The following is a 16,187-nucleotide window of genomic DNA, read 5'->3' on the forward strand; positions in this document are numbered from 1 at the left end:
AAGACCGATCGTCAGCAAAGGACATAAAAATGGGTGGTTCTGCTCCAATCGTTGGCATTCTTGCGACTTCTACCAGTGATGCTGGACTGGATGCGCAAATTATTGATGACAAATATCTTCTGGCTGCAATGGAAGTGATCGATGCAGTTCCCCTCATCCTGCCAACCTTGTTTGGCAAGAAGGAGTTTGAACGGATTTTGCCAATGCTGGATGGCGTGATCCTGACTGGTGATGCCTCCAATCTTCAACCCTCCTTATATGGTGCTGGTGGGGATGAGAAAAGCCATGGGCCGTTTGATACAAAGCGCGATTCTTCAGCTTTTGAGCTTATTCAGTTGGCCTTCGATCGAGATGTTCCATTGCTTGGTATCTGTCGTGGCATGCAAGAGATGAATGTCGTGTTGGGCGGCACCATGCGCAATGATGTCAATGAAAACAAAGCCTTCGACCGTCATCATCCAACGGACTATAGCCAACCGCCTAACCAACGCTATGGCGCTGCGCATGAGTTGAAATTGGAAGCGTATGGTTTGCTCGCTGAAATCCTCGGTCCGGGTTCTCATTCCGTCAACTCCCTGCACGAGCAAGCCGTTGAGACTCTGGCACCAGCGTTGATGTTGGATGCAATATCCGAAGATGGATTGATCGAAGCTTTTCATCATCCGGACAAACGCTTCTTCTTGGGCCTGCAATGGCACGCAGAATTTGCCGCAAAAGACAATGAGATCTCTAGCGCTATTTTTACAGCGTTTTCTAAGGCTATGGCGTCAAAGAACCAATCCCTGACTGCTCTGGCCAAGGGCTGAGAGCAGCCGTGGCATGGGATCACGGTTTTGCATGACAAGGCCAACCATATGTTCCACTTCCGGCTCAACCAACGGAATGGCGCATAGGCCTTCCATTTCGCTGAGATGAATTTTGCAATTCTCCGGCAGAACAGCGGCATAGTGACCAGTCTGGATGAAGGCGTAGAGATTGTTGATGCTATTGCTTTCGACATCTGCATGAGGAAAGCAATCAACCTGTTTGAAGGCAGCATCGACAATCTGGCGGAACTGCATGTCCGGGGTTAAGCAACAAAGGCTTTGTTCTGCAGCTTCTTTCCAACTCAAGGCTTCCCTGCTCGAAAGCTCATGATCGCGATGAATGAACAGGCAATAGCGTTCGGTATAAAGTGGCCAGGTGCGTGTATTGTCCAGCTTTTCATTGCCAAGGTAGGAAATCCCGGCATCGATTGAGCCATCTTCAAGTTGGCGCTGGATATCCTTGGAACTACGGGACAAGATTGTGAATTGAACCGCCGGATAGCTGTTGCGCATGGCTTGCACCACCTTGGGGACCATGGGGAGAGCGGAAGGAATTGCCCCCACAGTTATGCGCCCGCGCAGATCACCAGTCAGGCCTGCCAATTCATCCCGCAAGCCGTCACAATCTTCAACAATGCGCTTGGCCCAAGCCAAAACCCGCTCGCCATCATCCGTAAGACCAAGATAGCGCTGTCCTCGGCGCACAATGGAGACGCCTAGCTCCTGCTCCAGCTGGCGAATACGGCCAGAGAGAGTTGGCTGGGTGACATTGCACACTTGCGCCGCCCGGGTGAAGTGCTTCTCCCGAGCCAATGCAATCAAATATTGAAGCTGACGGATATCCATAGTTGGTCATAACATGGTCAGGCATTGGCCTGACAGAGGTGATCTTCTAATCAAGGCACTTTTTCAGACCGTCGATGGCGAGTGGCTTCAACTTATCCCCTTGCTCGTCGATAAGTGTTGAGATCTGCCCCTTCATGCGCGGATCCCAGAAATCACGAACATGGGTAGCGACGCCGTCTACAGCTCGGGCTTGCGGATAGGATTGAAAGAAATCCGCGATCTGATTGGCCATTCTGATCAGCTCATCCTGATTCATTATGATGTCTCCACCTTATTCATTGCCTTTTTCGGGCATATCTTTGGGATCAAAGCACATCAGCTCGTCCCGATTTCTGATGACTATGTGCATGTTTGCTGTCTTGGCAAGTTTCAGGGCCAAAACGCTAGGGGCAGACGCTGCTGCAACCAGTGGAACACCAAGAACAGCAGCCTTCTGAACCATCTCGAAGCTCAAGCGGCTGGATAACAGCAAAAAGCAGCGACTTGGCTCATAGCCTTGCTTGATGGCGGCACCAGCCAACTTGTCGACGGCATTATGACGGCCGATATCTTCTCGCAGCAGCAAGATATTGCCTTGCCGATCACAAAGAGCTGCTGCGTGGGTCGTGTGATTTTCCTGCCGCATGATCTGCTTGGCACCAAAAGCGGCAAAGGCTTTGCGCACCGCATCCAGTTGTGGTTGAACACCAAATACCCGAGGTGGTGCGGTGACGCTGGCCGATAAGCTTTGAGCCCCGCATAGCCCGCAGGAAGAGCGGCCTGCCAATGCGCGGCGGCGAGCAAAACTATCACTTTTCCCCTCACCTTCGATGGTGAGGTTCAGCAGATAGCCATCCGCAACCGGTGTCAGGGCCATGCGTTTGATCTCATCCGGGGATGAGACCAATCCTTCGGATAAGGCAAAACCGAGAGCGAAATCTTCCAGATCTGAAGGTGTGAGCATCATGACTGCAAAATCTTCGCCATTGACGAGAATGCCAACTGGCATTTCCTCGGCGATGATCCAGCTGTCATCGATGCTCCCCTCAAGACCGACGCGCTTGCCTGGCATCAGGCGAGACGCGGCGACCTCTTCCATCTGGTTCAACTCGCTGATTTTGACCTTATTCTGCGGCATCAACACGGATCCGGTAGTGGGTTTGCGCCTTGTCCTTATGTTCTTCCTGCCAATCAGATGGTCGGTTGGAGCGATGGACCTGAACGGCAGTCACCTTATATTCCGGGCAATTGGTAGCCCAATCAGAATTGTCAGTGGTGATGACATTCGCCCCGGATAGAGGATGGTGGAATGTGGTATAGACCACACCAACCGGCATCCGGTCTGTGAGCTCCGCCCTAAGCGTCGTGGAGCCCATACGGCTTGCGATGGAAACCTGATCACCATCAGCGATGCCGCGATCCTCTGCATCATGCGGATGGATTTCAAGGATATCCTCTTCATGCCAACGGCTGTTTTCCGTACGGCGGGTCTGCGCCCCCACATTGTACTGGCTAAGGATACGACCGGTGGTAAGCAGCAATGGATAGAAGCGGTTGCTGCGCTCAGATGTCGGTACATAATCGGTGATCATGAACTGCCCTTTGCCACCAGCAAAGCCATTCACATGCATGATAGGCGAGCCATCTGGATTGGCATCATTGACCGGCCATTGCAGGCTTTCACCGTTATCCAAACGCTGATGAGAAACACCCGCAAAGGACGGAGTAAGACGTGCAATTTCATCCATGATCTCAGCGGCATTGTTATAGCTCATGTCATAGCCCATGGCCTTGGCCAATCGGCAAACAGCTTCCCATTCTGAGAGTTCCGACTGCTCTTTCATCACTGGACGCACGCGGTTGATACGACGCTCCGCATTGGTGAAAGTGCCGTCTTTCTCAAGGAAGGAGGTTCCTGGCAGGAAGACATGAGCAAAAGCTGCAGTCTCATTAAGGAAGAGGTCCTGCACAATAAGAATGTCCAAAGCTTTCAGTGCTTCTTCCACGTGAGAAGTATTCGGATCAGATTGGGCGATGTCCTCACCTTGCACGAACATACCCTTATAGCTGCCATCAATGGCAGCAGCGAACATGTTCGGGATACGAAGGCCAGGTTCTGCGAGCAACTCGACGCCCCAGTCAGCCTCGAACAGAGCACGAGTTGCATCGTCAGCTACGTGGCGATAGCCAGGCAGCTCATGCGGAAAGGAGCCCATGTCGCAGGAGCCTTGCACGTTATTCTGACCACGCAGGGGGTTGATACCCACGCCCTCACGACCAAAATTGCCGGTTGCCATGGCGAGATTGGCCATAGCCATGACCATGGTGGAGCCTTGAGAATGCTCGGTCACACCAAGGCCGTAATAGATGGCGCCATTGCCACCAGTCGCATATAGGCGAGCAGCTTGACGGAGCTCTTGCGGATCAACACCGATGATTTCAGCGAGGCTTTCAGGACTGTTGCGCTCCTCAGAGGCGAATGCGCGCCAGCGTTCAAATTCAACTGGATCGCAACGTTCAGTCACAAAGTCTTCGTCGACGAGACCTTCGGTGACAACAACGTGGGCTAGGGCATTCATCACTGCCACATTGGTGCCAGGGCGGAGTTGGATATGATGATCTGCACGGATATGCGCGGATTTTACCAGATCGATGCGGCGTGGATCCACCACGATTGACTTGGCCCCTGCCCGCAGACGTTTCTTCATGCGGCTTCCAAATACCGGATGTGCATCGGTCGGGTTTGCTCCGATCAGGAGGATGACATCTGATTTATCAACGGAGGCAAAGGTTTGGGTGCCTGCGGAAGTACCAAGGGTGGTTTTCAGACCATAACCGGTCGGAGAGTGACAGACGCGGGCGCAGGTATCGACATTGTTCGTGCCAAAGGCTGCGCGGATCATCTTCTGGACCACATAGACTTCTTCATTGGTACAGCGTGAAGAGGTGATGCCGCCGATGGAGCCTTTGCCATGCTTTGCTTGTGTTGCTTTCAGGCGGTCTGCCGCAAATGCAATGGCTTCATTCCAACTCACCTTGCGCCATGGATCGGTATAGCTCTCACGGATCATAGGCTCAGTCTGACGATCCTTATGGGTAGCATAGCCAAAGGCAAAGCGGCCTTTGACACAGGAATGGCCTTCATTGGCCTTGCCATCCTTGTAAGGAACCATGCGGATCAGCTCGTCGCCTTGCATCTCTGCCTTGAAGGAACAGCCAACACCACAATAGGCGCATGTAGTAACAACGCTGCGGGATGGGGTGCCATGATCAGCTACAGCTTTCTCAACCAATGTTGCAGTCGGGCAGGCCTGAACACAAGCGCCACAAGAGACACAATCGGAAGAGAAGAAATCATCCATGCCAACGCCGGCAGAGACTTTACTATCGAAGCCACGGCCTTCGATGGTCAGAGCAAAGGTGCCTTGGGTCTCTTCACAAGCGCGTACGCAGCGGGAGCAAACGATACATTTGGAAGCGTCGAACTGGAAATAAGGGTTGGAGCCATCAATCGGCGCTTTGACTTCCTCTTCGAAATGGTTCTCACCTTTCATGCCATAACGCACTTCACGCAAGCCAACGGTGCCTGCGGTGTCTTGAAGTTCACAATCGCCATTGGTTGGACAGGTCAGGCAATCCAGAGGATGATCGGAGATATAAAGCTCCATAACGCCTTTGCGCAAACGCTCCAACCGGTTGTTCTGGGTCGTAACCTTCATGCCATCGCGCACAGGCGTCGTGCAAGAGGATGGTGTGCCACGCACGCCTTCAATCTCGACAAGACACATGCGGCAGGAACCCCATGCTTCCAGACTGTCGGTTGCACAAAGTTTTGGGATCGGACGTTCCACCTTGCTGGCGGCATGCATCACCGAACTACCTTCCGGCACGGTCACTTCGACATCATCAATCCAGAGGGTTATCGGTTTGCCAGCACCTTCGGGGGTGCCATGATCGGTCTCTTTAATCAAGCTCATGACGTCTCTCCTATTCGGCTGCTTCGGCTGGTTGGGACGGGGTGCGGTCGAAATCTTGCGGGAACAGACGCAATGCGGACAGAACCGGCATAGGTGTCAATCCACCCATGGCACAGAGGGAACCATCTGTCATGATTTCGCAGAGATCTTCAACCAGTGCGATATTATTGGCGACATTCTCGCCGCGTAAGATTTTCTCGACGGTCTCGCGGCCACGCACCGCGCCAACGCGGCACGGCGTACATTTGCCACAACTTTCAACCTGACAGAATTCAAACGCAAAGCGAGCCATATCGGCCATATCGACTGTGCTGTCGAAAACAGTGATGCCACCATGGCCGAGCATGGCCTGACTTTGGGCCAAGCTTTCATAATCCATTGGCAGATCAAGCATGTCCTCAGAGACATAAGCGCCCAATGGACCGCCAAGCTGAGCGGTGCGAAATGGCTTGCCGGAAAGGGTGCCACCACCAAAATCTTCTATCAATTCGCGGATGGTTACGCCGAAGGCTTTCTCAACCAAACCACCTTGTTTGATGTTACCAGCCAATTGGAAAGGCTGGGTGCCGGTCGAGCGCCCCATGCCATAGTTCTTGTAGAAGTCGGCTCCGTTGGCCAGAATGATGGGAACAGACGCAAGGGTCAGAATGTTGTTGACGATGGTCGGTTTGCCAAACAGGCCTACTATGGCCGGTATTGGCGGTTTGGAGCGCACGGTACCACGCTTGCCCTCGATGGAGTTGAGCATGGAGCTCTCTTCACCACAAATATAAGCACCTGCTCCTTTACGAATGGAAAGCGTAAAGCTCTTACCGCTGCCCTGAATATCGTTGCCCAGCCAATTGGCTCTTGTCAGGACATCAATGGCACGGTTCATCTTGGAGATGGCGTGAGGATATTCGGAGCGAATATAGACATAGCCTTTTGTTGCGCCCGTTGCGATACCTGCGATGATCATTCCTTCGATCAGGCAGAATGGATCACCTTCCATCAGCATGCGGTCGGCAAAGGTACCACTATCGCCTTCATCGGCGTTGGCACAGATATATTTCTGCTCGACAGATTGGTCGAGCACAGTCTTCCATTTGATGCCTGCGGGGAAACCAGCACCCCCGCGGCCTCTGAGACCGGATTCCGTTACCTCGGCACAAATGTCCGCAGGCATGAGGGCCAAAGCCTTTTTGAGCCCGGCCAGCCCACCATGTTGCTCATAAGCGTTCAGATCCAGCGGATCGGTCAATCCGACGCGAGCAAAGGTAAGGCGTTCTTGATTTTTGAAGTAAGGTATTTCTTCGGTCAGACCCAGACCAAGTGGATGGTCGCTACCAGCCTGCATGGCGTCAAACAGGCTATCGACAGCATCCAGTGTGACAGGAGCAAAGGCCAGGCGCCCCTTTTCCGTCTCAAGCTCTACCATCGGTTCCAGCCATAACATACCGCGAGAGCCATTCCGAACGATGATCAGATCCACATTACGCTCATTGCCCAATACAGCAAAACGCTCAGCAATTTCATCAGCACCGACTGAGAGAGCGGCAGCGTCATCCGGTATATAAAGGATCATGCTCATGACAGGCTCTCCTTCATGCTCTTGCTAATGGATGCATCAAGAGAGGCGTCACTTACACGCCCAAGCAGACGCTCGTTGACCATGGCAGAAGGACCAAGTGCGCAATTGCCGAGACAATAAACCGGCTCGATTGTGATGCCGGATACAGAGGTGCCGAAATCATCCATGCCATGCTTGGAGAGAATGCGATCAATCAATGCATTGGCCCCAACGGATTGACACGCTTCAGCTCGACACAATTTTACAACAACCTTACCTGCAGGTTTCGTACGGAAATCATGATAGAAGCTGACCACACCGTGAATCTCGGCTTTGCCAACATTCAGGATATCTGCAAGGACTGGCTGTAGTGCAGGGGATACAAGGCCGAACTCTTCCTGCATGGCATGCAAAATTTCCAGCAAATTTGCGGTGTCATTGCCGTATTCCGCGCAAATCATGCGCGTACGCGCTTCCCACTCGGCGTCAAGCGGGTCTGTATGTTCTGGGTTAGCCCCAATTGCGGGCATGGGTGGCGTCATGATCGGGTCCTCCAGGCATTCGGACTGCATGAGCAGGATGGTCTTTTCGAATGCAAATTGTCTGCCTGACGCATATAGTGGTCTTATCGCGTCAAAGCGTTGCTTTCATGGATGCCATGGATGGGAATGCATAGGCCAATTGTTATTGACTATCACCCTATAGAGGACATCTATCAAAGCCGGGCCTCAAGACGCATTATAGCGCAAATGAGCCATTCTTGCTTGCAAATTGGCGTGAGGGGAAGACGTGAACCCGAAGCAATTATCTCTCAACCTGCTGATTGAGAGGTAATTGGTGATGAACATGCTGAACGCATTGCAGTTTGACAGGACCTCTGATTAAGTTTGCAGTCTGATTTTATGCGTGTTGGGAAGAGACCTCCATTCCATGTCCGATATGATATTTTTTCTTTTATCCAAGACATTGGTTGTTGGCTTGCGGGTCGAGAGCTGGATCCTATTTGGTATGTTGGTGACCATATGGTTCAGTTATCGCAATCAGCGCCGCGCTTCGCTGGTAACGGGCCTTATTATCGCTGGTGCTGTCTTTGCATTCTCGCTTTTTCCGTTGGGGTACCCTTTCCTGCAAAGCTTGGAACGGCAATACCCGGCCTCTCCCTCTCTTTCTCAAGTTGATGGCGTGATTGTTCTTGGGGGTGGGGAGCTTTCTGCTCGCAGTGCCTATTGGAAACAGAGCCAAATGAGCGGCAGTGCTGAGCGTTTGATTTTTGGAGCCAGTTTGGCGCAACAGTTTCCAGAAGCAAAAATCGTCTTCTCAGGTGGTTCCTCTCGATTGAGAGACCAGTTGAATGAAGGACCCACTGAGGGACAAGTCGCACGAGATCTTCTATTACGCCTTGGAGTTTCTGCCGATCGACTGGTAATCGAAAGCAGAGCTCGCAATACCCATGAGAATGCGATTTTTCTCTATGATTTGGTCAAGCCCAAACCAGATGAAACCTGGGTCTTGGTGACGAGTGCTTTCCATATGTCCCGTTCCATGCGCAGTTTTGAACGCGCCGGATGGTCCAATGTCGTAGCCTATCCCGTCGATTATCAAACTGGTGCCTTTAGTGATGATATCGGTTGGGGGTTATCCGGGCATTTGGATGGGTTCAACACCGCCATCAGGGAATGGGTCGGACTTCTGGTTTATGATCTGACCGGAAGATAAGTCTGGTCCCGATCGCCACAATCGTGGATATGGCCATCGGGATGCTTCAAGCTGACACGGCACTCTAATAGCAGGCATGAATTTTGGCAGCGAGGTGTGATTGCCGACGGGGCTGTCACTATTTCATCGAGCTGATACCGAACATATTGCCTTCGCTATCTTGGCAGAGCGAGACGAAGCCGAACTCACCGATTGAAAATTTTGGTCTGACAACCTGTCCTCCCGCATCTCCCACGCGGGCTTCTTCCACCGCGCAGTCTTGTGCGGAAAAATAGACGATGGTTCCGCCAAATCCTGGCGAAGCATGTGGGGACTTGGTAAGTGCGCCACCGGCACCATAGACAGACATATCAGCTGGAAAGCTCATCATCTGATTTTCTCCGGTTGGATCGCCAATTGGTTCCAATTTGCAATCCAGGATGGTCTCGTAAAAGGTGACAGCTCGATCTAAATCCGAGACATAAATATCGAACCAACCGATTGCGTTCATTTTAGACATGGTCAACTCCACTTCATTGTTTCCGTTGCCCAAAATGTAATGTCTCAGTATTGACCCGTATTGTAGATATCAGACATCGAACTTTTTTGAATATTGCCCTGGCGTATATCCGGTAGCATTGCGAAAGGCATGGATGAAGTGAGACTGATCGGCATAGGACAGCGATGGCTCACCACGGATGGACTGCTGCAATCTGAGAACCTTCAGGAAATCATGGGGTGCAAAGCCAGTGGTGCGTTTCAATATTCGTTGCAGTTGACGCGTTGACAGATCTGATATCTCCGCCATATCGGCAACTGAGTGAATATCGTCAATATGCAGGAATATTCTCTCCGTTACCGGATTTTTGATTACCAAATTGTCCTTGACCAGTTGCTCCACAAAATCACAAAAGATGCTCTGCTGAACGTCAAAATTCTGACCGATAAGAGCCGCATTCAAGCTAATCAAGGGAAGTTCGCCTCGATAGGCGCTATCTACCAGACCGTAAGTGGCTTTAATGCTATCTTGCTGCCATACGCCGGGCAGAAATCGAATATTGACGAAGTGAAATTCTTTCTTGAGATTAAGTTCTTCGGAACTGGCTTTGAGTCTGGTTAATCCTGCGACTTCGACGTTGCGCTGATCAAAAATCAGATAGGTGCAGGCATCAGGTAAGGCATGAAACCGATAGTTATCCGTTAGCGGCGTGGTTGTTCGTAGCTCCAGAAAACGATGCACGATGCCTTTCAAATGCGCTGGTGGTTCAGCTTCTACAAACTGCACTGCTTCAACTGCACGTTCTTTGCTGTTGCCCTTTGGGTCGTACATTGCCTGGTTTCCCCATCGTGGAATCAAGTCTGATCTCCATCGGACTATCCTAAAGTAAATTCGGGTGTGAATGGACAGGAAAGCGAAAACTGCTGTTAGACGTTTGTGGTCAGCCGTTGCCATTGACCAGGAGAAATGCCGAAGGTTGATTTGAAGTGTCGGCTCATGTGGGGTTGGTCACTGAAACCCGCCATGATAGAGGCATTGACCAAGCTATTGCCCTTTTGAATTTCGGCACGAGCCAGATCAAGACGACGGAGCATTTGATAGCGATAGGGGCTGGTTCCAAGAGCTTTACGGAATTGGCGAGCAAGTGAAAATCGATCTTGGCCGGAAACCGTTTCCAGTTCATCTGATGTAACCGGACGTTCAAGGTTGGCTTCCAGATAGTCCTTTGCCCGTTTGATGGCCTTGAGATCAATCAGACTGCCGCTAGATCGTTTCACGGATTGGTCATTGGCGAGTAAACCGTCTGCCAGCAGCACGGCTATTTCATCCAGCGCAGTTGGTTCCAACTCGATGGCCATATCAGCAAATGCAGTCTGAATTGCGTGAAATAGCCGTGGATCTGTCAGAATGGCCTCTTTGACGAACGGAAGCGTTGATGCCCCATCTCCAAGTGCTGCACGGATCAGAGAGGGGTCAATATAGAGCATCTTATAGTGAAAGCCCTCATCAGAACCTGCACCACCATCGTGCACTTCGTCAGGATGTAACACCATCACGCGCCCGGCCGTGCTGGCAGTACGAGCTCCTCGATAGGAAAAACTTTGAATGCCATGAATGGTATAGCCAATGGAATAGGTGTCATGGCGATGGGGCGCATATGCGTCACCGGAAAAGAAAGCTTCAATGCGATGGATGCCCGGTTGGTATGGTGCAGCCTCGACCCAATCGCGTTTGCACGATCGTTCAAGACCGGGAGCAATGTCTTGTGCTTTCAATTCATCAGATGATGCCACGATCAAAACTGGTTGCCTCCCAATCATCAGGCTCGTACGTCAAGTGCCATCCATAGACCATATCAAATCAATAGCAGGGCATCTCGAACTCGCAATTCAAGAAAGCAGGATCATAAAGATGAAAGCAATCAACCTTTCAGAAAAGCTCTCTCATTTTTCATCCCATTGGGACCCTCATGTGGTGTCCGACTATAATGGCAATGACGTCATGGTCGTGAAATTCGTGGGAGAATATCCTTTCCACAAACATGAAACCACTGATGATTTCTTTCTGGTGCTCGAAGGTGAGATGCAGATGGATATAGAAGGAGAGCCTTCCCATACAGTCAAAGCGGGAGATTTGTTTGTCGTTCCCAAAGGGGTAGTGCACCGTCCGCGCGCTGAGAAAGAGGTGAAAGTGCTTTTGATTGAACCAAAAGGCGAGCCGAACTCGGGAGATTCTGATCGGGAACCAGCTCAGAAACCACGTATTTAGGAGAAGCATCAAAGGCAGGGAGAAGTCCCTGCCCTCATCTATTGTGTTGTGCTTACGGTTGCCATTCTGAAGCCGGCGAAAAGGAGTGCACCGCCAGCCAGTTTGTTTATGACACCCACGAACCAATCCTTGAAGCCGCCTCGGGCCAATCGGTCACCAAGAAACGCGTAACAAGTATAGGATGCCAGATCCAGTGCCAATGTGGTGATGCCCATGACAAGTAGCTGAGGCAGGATCGGAAAGCTTGTATCCATGAATTGTGGCAAGATGGCCGCAAAATAGAGCAAGGCTTTCGGATTGGCGAACTCAATTACAAACCCATGAGTGAATAGCTTGAGCGGGCCCGATTTCTGCTGATTGGCATTCAATTTGATCGCACCCGATGAGCTGAAGATTGCCATCAAACCTAGCCAGACCAGATAGGCAACACCGGTCCACTTGATCACTGAGAATAAAAGATTGGATGCAACAATGAGCGCTGCAATACCAGTGGCAGACAGGATAAAGTAAATCACATTGGCGGAGGCTATGCCTACGACACCAGCCATGGCCCGGCGTCCACCGTTGGCAGCTCCTTGTGAGGCCACTGCGATGGCGGCAGCTCCAGGAGTGAAGACGACGATCGTCGTTGTCAGGAAAAAAATCAAATAAGTATCAAGAGACATTTTTCAGCTCCTTTTGGAGAATTTTTGAGACAGATCTGGACTAGATATGGCTTGCTGTCATGCCATGGCGATAATCTCGATCTCTATCAGCCAATGGGGATCTAACGTTTGCAGCACAATTGCCGTCGTTGGAACATGGCGCTCACCGAGCGCTTTCAGACGGGCATTCTGGTTTTTCTCGGCATGAGCGGGATCCGTCAGGTAGCTTGTCACCCTCATGATGTTTTCCGTACTCATGTCAGCAGCAGCGAGGATTGTTCGAATATTGTTCCAGACAAGATCAAGCTGCTCATCCAGACTTTCCGGTGGTGTGCCATCTTGCAAGAGACCCATTGTGCCGCTGACCAATAACTGCCGTTTGACCCCGGATATCTCCAATGCATGAATATAGTCCTCGGTTGCAGGATAAATTCCGTCTGTAGGGTTGATTATTCTTTGTTGCATGATGAATATCCTTTCGTAATATAAATAGATATCGAAAATTTATTCGGCTCAATTGAAATTTGCCGAATGAAATTAAAAACAGAAGATATTCAGCCAAACGGACAAGGGAGCCCGGTAGTGGACGATTTTGATCGAAAAATATTAGGAGAAATGGTTGGTGATGCGCGGCAGACCTATGGCGATATCGGCAAATCTGTGGGTCTGTCGGCCCCGGCCGTGCATGAGCGGGTCAAGCGCTTGAAGGCTGCGGGAACCATAACTGGGACATCAGCTCAGGTCGATGCGCATGCGATCGGCAAGCCATTTCTGGCTTTTGTTCATGTCAATTCAAAAGGCTGGGGCAAAAGCGAACGGATGATGCGTTTGCGTGAATATCCGGAAGTCGAAGAGCTCCATTCCGTCACAGGTGATACTTGTGTAATCATGAAAGTCCGAACGGCTGATGCGCAGGCGATGGAGCAATTCCTTGCCCAGATCTATGCTCTGCCAGGAGTACAGGGTACCAAGAGTTATGTGGTGTTGAGCACCTATGTCGAACGCCCGGTTCAAGCAGAAGTAACCGAAGAATGGCCTGAGATTCCTCTGCCACCCGAATAGCTTGATCTGGAGAGTATCGATCGCCCTGGTTGCTGGTTCATAAGATCGATAGATAATGAGGGGTGTTCGCGACTGGTTGATATCCCTTGCGCAGTTTGGAATTCAGAAGGGCATCCAGAGCTTCCTGTGCGCTGGCCGTATCAGCAAAATGCATATTCAGCTGTTGTCCTAGTGTGCCAATGCGTCCGTAGCTGCGTTCCAGTGTGATCCCGCCGAAAAGATCATTGCTTAGATCAAGACAGTAGAAGCGTGCCATATTCTTTGATGAGTCACGACGGTGGAGCAGATAGGGTGTTTGGAGCGATATTTGGGTCATACCCCAATGTGCCGTGAGGAATTGGTGGCGTCCAATGAAAGATGGGAATCAATAAAGTCCCATTGATTCCCATTCTTGATCATTTGATTGGAGCAGCGATACCTACCCAGTTGCTTTGACAAGGGCCTCTTGCAAGTCCTTTATATCGGCGCTGTCTTTGGTGTCGTCGATGTTACGATCATCTTCCGAAGATTCAGCTTGCCAATCGATATCAGACTCTGCATCTGTCGGAGCGTTGACCAGCATGACCTGATTGCGCCCGGCTGATTTGGCCCGATAAAGTGCCTGATCGGCTGCTTTCATCAGCTCCTGAGGCATATCACCGTCACTTGGGAACATGGCAACACCAGCTGAAATGGTAACATTGGGTAAGGTCTTATCCCCATAATGCAGAACTATGTCTTCTATTTTTTTACGCAATTTCTCAATCCGGTCAAAGGCTTCTTCTTGTATTACATTATCGAGCAGAATGGTGAATTCTTCGCCGCCGATGCGGAATGCAATATCATTGCCATCAAACTCCTCCAGCAAGCATTCACCAACGGCTCGTAGGACTATATCACCTGCGTCATGGCCATGATTATCGTTGAATAGCTTGAAATGGTCGACATCGAACGAAGCAATGGAGAATGTCTGGCTTCTGCGACGAGATCGACCAATCTGATTGCGACAAGTATCGAAGAAATGGCGGCGATTAAAGAGGCCGGTCAACGGATCGCGAATGGATTGGTTACGCAGTTCATCGCGTAAGCGGACATTGGCGATGGCAAGGCTGAGCTGCTCTGCACAAGTCTGGGCAAGCTTTATTGATTGATCCAACAGCTTTTCGTCTTGCGAAGGGGTTCCAAGCCCAAGATGGAGCAATCCGATCGTATCACCATGAGCGACGATGGGAATACAGACATAGATTTCGTCATGGCTATGATGGTCATGCGAGCAGGCAAAATCTATCTCATCCCGGCCATGGATATATACCCGGCCACGGCGCAGACCCCAGCATTCATCTGGCAGCATTTCGGCCTGATGCTTGCCACCATTCCAGCTTGTCATCCCTTCCAGCACATCGCGTGAATTGGAATATACATAAATGGAGCCAGCCGCATCAGGCAACAATTTATGCAAGATTGAGGATGCAATCTCAAACAATTCATCCATTGATTTGGAGGCTTGCATCCATTCGCTTAATTGAGATAACAGGCGAACTTCGCGGTTGCGGCGCAACTCCTTGCGTAGGGCTGCCTGTTCTTTCTCACGCTGTACATCAGCCAATATACGGGTGCGTTTACGATATTGATAACTGTAAAGCAGTGCTGAACACACAGTGAATGTGAGGGTCAGAGATATGATCGCTCCCGCAATGAGCAGTCTGGTTTTATAAATGGAAATCTGATCTGTGATATCTCGATAGGCTTCCACAATCCCTTTGAGTTGGCTGCCTTGCATGACCGGGATATAGATGCGTGAAACGGTGCGGATATCTTCATTGGCGTATACTTCACCAACATGTTCCGCATCATAGCCTTCGATCTCGGATGTCTTGCGTTGCGCCAGTTTCTGAACACTTTTGCCACGTTTGAGTTTGGTCTGATAAAAGCTTTCGTTGCTGATATCATCTACCATCTCGGAACCAGTTGACCAAAAAGATTTGCCCTCGCGATTGAACAGGCTTACACGATATGCATCCGACGCCTGAACGAAATGCTTTATGGCTTCTTGTGAATGATTATCAAGATGGGTGAAATTGAAACCATAGCCACCAGCGCTTGTCTCAGTTCGATGGGTTTTATCATGATCATCATGTTGATGCGGCACTTCGTTGTGCTCGGCTTCTTCCAACAAACTCAGAACGCGCACTTGCCACAGACCTGCACGCCGCTCTGTTTCGGCAATGACCAGTTTTTCCGCCAAATAACCGGGTGCGAAATACAGGCTCGACCCGATGATTGTGAAATAAATTCCAAGTGCCGAGGCTGTCAGTAGCCGAAATACCCATTGTCTGGTCATAACATCTTGCCCTTTGTCTCGCCCCGTTGGTCCCAATCTGGCATTTGGAACATAAGGATGGAGTTCTATCGTTGGGCTGAGTGTGGAACGGTGATACTGTCATAACTTTAATATCCGCGATTTTCTTAGAGCTATGGTTGCTGAAAGGTAAAGCGACCTGGAAATGAAAATTGAATCTGCTTCTGATAGGCGATCCTGGTTCTGTTTGAGACTGGATGATCGGGTCAAAGCGAGTCGCGGCAATGATTCATTCAGACTTGTTACGGGATGAGGCTTTGTGCATCTAACTCGATTTAACGTCTTTGATCAGCCATGCGACAAGAAAAAACGCCGCAGAAACGCTTTCGATTTTGTGTGTATCTCCCATGCTTGTTCCTTTTGTGATGATGATCATGGTCAATAACGTGAGTGACAGTGTTTGTTTTGTTTGAATGACGCAATTGGCCTGGAAATGAAGCTTGAAAAAGTCCGACTTGCTGGCGATCCAATTGACATATAACCCAATTCCAAGATCAGCTTGGTGATCCGTCATTTGAAATTTG

At 50.5% G+C, this 16,187-nt stretch carries 18 protein-coding genes; 4 read left to right on the forward strand and 14 right to left on the reverse strand.

The features are described 5' to 3' along the window. Positions 1-29: 29 nt before the first annotated feature. The gene (locus CRO57_RS17585; RefSeq protein WP_097154781.1) at positions 30-806 is read left to right on the forward strand and encodes a gamma-glutamyl-gamma-aminobutyrate hydrolase family protein; all 777 of its coding nucleotides are present in this window, start codon (positions 30-32) and stop codon (positions 804-806) included. Here the strand turns inward: CRO57_RS17585 and CRO57_RS17590 are convergent. The 6 genes from CRO57_RS17590 to CRO57_RS17615 are packed head-to-tail and all read right to left on the reverse strand — an operon-like array spanning position 768 to position 7,699. Further along, complete coding sequence (locus tag CRO57_RS17590; RefSeq protein ID WP_097154782.1) at positions 768-1,652, reverse strand: LysR family transcriptional regulator; 885 nt, start codon at positions 1,650-1,652, stop codon at positions 768-770. The genes CRO57_RS17585 and CRO57_RS17590 overlap by 39 nt on opposite strands. Before the next feature lie 46 nt (positions 1,653-1,698). Then, on the reverse strand, positions 1,699-1,908 hold the full coding sequence (locus tag CRO57_RS17595) for a formate dehydrogenase subunit delta (protein WP_097154783.1): 210 nt from the start codon (positions 1,906-1,908) through the stop codon (positions 1,699-1,701). 15 nt (positions 1,909-1,923) lie between these two features. Then, on the reverse strand, positions 1,924-2,769 hold the full coding sequence (fdhD, locus tag CRO57_RS17600) for a formate dehydrogenase accessory sulfurtransferase FdhD (RefSeq protein ID WP_097154784.1): 846 nt from the start codon (positions 2,767-2,769) through the stop codon (positions 1,924-1,926). Then, a complete protein-coding gene (gene fdhF / locus CRO57_RS17605; protein ID WP_097154785.1) occupies positions 2,756-5,608 on the reverse strand; it encodes a formate dehydrogenase subunit alpha in 2,853 nt (950 codons plus the stop codon). Before fdhF ends, fdhD begins: the two co-directional genes overlap by 14 nt. A gap of 10 nt (positions 5,609-5,618) precedes the next feature. Further along, on the reverse strand, positions 5,619-7,178 hold the full coding sequence (locus CRO57_RS17610) for a formate dehydrogenase beta subunit (protein ID WP_097154786.1): 1,560 nt from the start codon (positions 7,176-7,178) through the stop codon (positions 5,619-5,621). After that, a complete protein-coding gene (locus tag CRO57_RS17615) occupies positions 7,175-7,699 on the reverse strand; it encodes an NAD(P)H-dependent oxidoreductase subunit E (RefSeq protein WP_244580137.1) in 525 nt (174 codons plus the stop codon). The genes CRO57_RS17610 and CRO57_RS17615 overlap by 4 nt, the downstream gene beginning before the upstream one ends. A 388-nt stretch (positions 7,700-8,087) precedes the next feature. Between CRO57_RS17615 and CRO57_RS17620 the strand changes: the two genes are divergently transcribed. Next, positions 8,088-8,873, forward strand: a complete 786-nt coding sequence (locus tag CRO57_RS17620; RefSeq protein WP_097154787.1) for a YdcF family protein — start codon at positions 8,088-8,090, stop codon at positions 8,871-8,873. Positions 8,874-8,991: 118 nt separating this feature from the next. Here the strand turns inward: CRO57_RS17620 and CRO57_RS17625 are convergent, their stop codons facing one another. From CRO57_RS17625 to CRO57_RS17635, 3 genes are all read right to left on the reverse strand, one after another. Beyond that, positions 8,992-9,372, reverse strand: coding sequence for a VOC family protein (locus tag CRO57_RS17625; RefSeq protein ID WP_097154788.1), 381 nt, complete (start codon positions 9,370-9,372; stop codon positions 8,992-8,994). 69 nt (positions 9,373-9,441) lie between these two features. Beyond that, positions 9,442-10,182 carry a helix-turn-helix domain-containing protein gene (locus tag CRO57_RS17630; RefSeq protein ID WP_097154789.1) on the reverse strand — a complete coding sequence of 247 codons (741 nt, stop codon included), beginning with the start codon at positions 10,180-10,182 and terminating at the stop codon, positions 9,442-9,444. A 95-nt stretch (positions 10,183-10,277) separates the two neighbouring features. Further along, positions 10,278-11,144 (reverse strand): AraC family transcriptional regulator, encoded by an 867-nt coding sequence (locus CRO57_RS17635; RefSeq protein ID WP_244580141.1) that lies wholly within the window; start codon positions 11,142-11,144, stop codon positions 10,278-10,280. 118 nt (positions 11,145-11,262) lie between these two features. On the opposite strand from CRO57_RS17635, the gene CRO57_RS17640 reads away from it, so the two are divergent. After that, the gene (locus CRO57_RS17640) at positions 11,263-11,619 is read left to right on the forward strand and encodes a cupin domain-containing protein (protein WP_097154791.1); all 357 of its coding nucleotides are present in this window, start codon (positions 11,263-11,265) and stop codon (positions 11,617-11,619) included. A 38-nt stretch (positions 11,620-11,657) separates the two neighbouring features. Here the strand turns inward: CRO57_RS17640 and CRO57_RS17645 are convergent, their stop codons facing one another. Continuing rightward, the gene (locus CRO57_RS17645) at positions 11,658-12,284 is read right to left on the reverse strand and encodes a LysE family translocator (RefSeq protein WP_097154792.1); all 627 of its coding nucleotides are present in this window, start codon (positions 12,282-12,284) and stop codon (positions 11,658-11,660) included. 57 nt (positions 12,285-12,341) lie between these two features. Continuing rightward, positions 12,342-12,728: a RidA family protein gene (locus tag CRO57_RS17650; RefSeq protein WP_097154793.1), complete on the reverse strand. Its 387-nt coding sequence runs from the start codon at positions 12,726-12,728 to the stop codon at positions 12,342-12,344. Positions 12,729-12,794: 66 nt separating this feature from the next. Here CRO57_RS17650 and CRO57_RS17655 point away from each other — a divergent pair, with 66 nt between their 5' ends. Beyond that, positions 12,795-13,325, forward strand: a complete 531-nt coding sequence (locus CRO57_RS17655; RefSeq protein WP_097154794.1) for an Lrp/AsnC family transcriptional regulator — start codon at positions 12,795-12,797, stop codon at positions 13,323-13,325. 37 nt (positions 13,326-13,362) lie between these two features. Here CRO57_RS17655 and CRO57_RS17660 read toward each other — a convergent pair whose 3' ends face one another. The 3 genes from CRO57_RS17660 to CRO57_RS17670 all read right to left on the reverse strand — a co-directional run bounded on the left by CRO57_RS17660 (position 13,363) and on the right by CRO57_RS17670 (position 16,177). After that, positions 13,363-13,641, reverse strand: coding sequence for a WGR domain-containing protein (locus CRO57_RS17660; protein ID WP_097154795.1), 279 nt, complete (start codon positions 13,639-13,641; stop codon positions 13,363-13,365). A 102-nt stretch (positions 13,642-13,743) separates the two neighbouring features. Beyond that, positions 13,744-15,645 (reverse strand): sensor domain-containing diguanylate cyclase, encoded by a 1,902-nt coding sequence (locus CRO57_RS17665; RefSeq protein WP_097154796.1) that lies wholly within the window; start codon positions 15,643-15,645, stop codon positions 13,744-13,746. Between the two features lie 283 nt (positions 15,646-15,928). Then, a complete protein-coding gene (locus CRO57_RS17670) occupies positions 15,929-16,177 on the reverse strand; it encodes a hypothetical protein (RefSeq protein ID WP_097154797.1) in 249 nt (82 codons plus the stop codon). Positions 16,178-16,187: the final 10 nt, after the last annotated feature.

Origin of the sequence: Cohaesibacter gelatinilyticus (assembly GCF_900215605.1) — a bacterium.
Classification (GTDB): domain Bacteria; phylum Pseudomonadota; class Alphaproteobacteria; order Rhizobiales; family Cohaesibacteraceae; genus Cohaesibacter; species Cohaesibacter gelatinilyticus.

Coding starts and splice junctions, on each gene's coding strand:
- CRO57_RS17585 (WP_097154781.1), top strand. CDS start 30: ATGGGTGGTTCTGCTCCAATCGTTGGCATTCTTGCGACTTCTACCAGT.
- CRO57_RS17590 (WP_097154782.1), bottom strand. CDS start 1,652: ATGGATATCCGTCAGCTTCAATATTTGATTGCATTGGCTCGGGAGAAG.
- CRO57_RS17595 (WP_097154783.1), bottom strand. CDS start 1,908: ATGAATCAGGATGAGCTGATCAGAATGGCCAATCAGATCGCGGATTTC.
- fdhD (WP_097154784.1), bottom strand. CDS start 2,769: ATGCCGCAGAATAAGGTCAAAATCAGCGAGTTGAACCAGATGGAAGAG.
- fdhF (WP_097154785.1), bottom strand. CDS start 5,608: ATGAGCTTGATTAAAGAGACCGATCATGGCACCCCCGAAGGTGCTGGC.
- CRO57_RS17610 (WP_097154786.1), bottom strand. CDS start 7,178: ATGAGCATGATCCTTTATATACCGGATGACGCTGCCGCTCTCTCAGTC.
- CRO57_RS17615 (WP_244580137.1), bottom strand. CDS start 7,699: ATGACGCCACCCATGCCCGCAATTGGGGCTAACCCAGAACATACAGAC.
- CRO57_RS17620 (WP_097154787.1), top strand. CDS start 8,088: ATGTCCGATATGATATTTTTTCTTTTATCCAAGACATTGGTTGTTGGC.
- CRO57_RS17625 (WP_097154788.1), bottom strand. CDS start 9,372: ATGTCTAAAATGAACGCAATCGGTTGGTTCGATATTTATGTCTCGGAT.
- CRO57_RS17630 (WP_097154789.1), bottom strand. CDS start 10,182: ATGTACGACCCAAAGGGCAACAGCAAAGAACGTGCAGTTGAAGCAGTG.
- CRO57_RS17640 (WP_097154791.1), top strand. CDS start 11,263: ATGAAAGCAATCAACCTTTCAGAAAAGCTCTCTCATTTTTCATCCCAT.
- CRO57_RS17645 (WP_097154792.1), bottom strand. CDS start 12,284: ATGTCTCTTGATACTTATTTGATTTTTTTCCTGACAACGACGATCGTC.
- CRO57_RS17650 (WP_097154793.1), bottom strand. CDS start 12,728: ATGCAACAAAGAATAATCAACCCTACAGACGGAATTTATCCTGCAACC.
- CRO57_RS17655 (WP_097154794.1), top strand. CDS start 12,795: ATGAAATTAAAAACAGAAGATATTCAGCCAAACGGACAAGGGAGCCCG.
- CRO57_RS17660 (WP_097154795.1), bottom strand. CDS start 13,641: ATGACCCAAATATCGCTCCAAACACCCTATCTGCTCCACCGTCGTGAC.
- CRO57_RS17665 (WP_097154796.1), bottom strand. CDS start 15,645: ATGACCAGACAATGGGTATTTCGGCTACTGACAGCCTCGGCACTTGGA.
- CRO57_RS17670 (WP_097154797.1), bottom strand. CDS start 16,177: ATGACGGATCACCAAGCTGATCTTGGAATTGGGTTATATGTCAATTGG.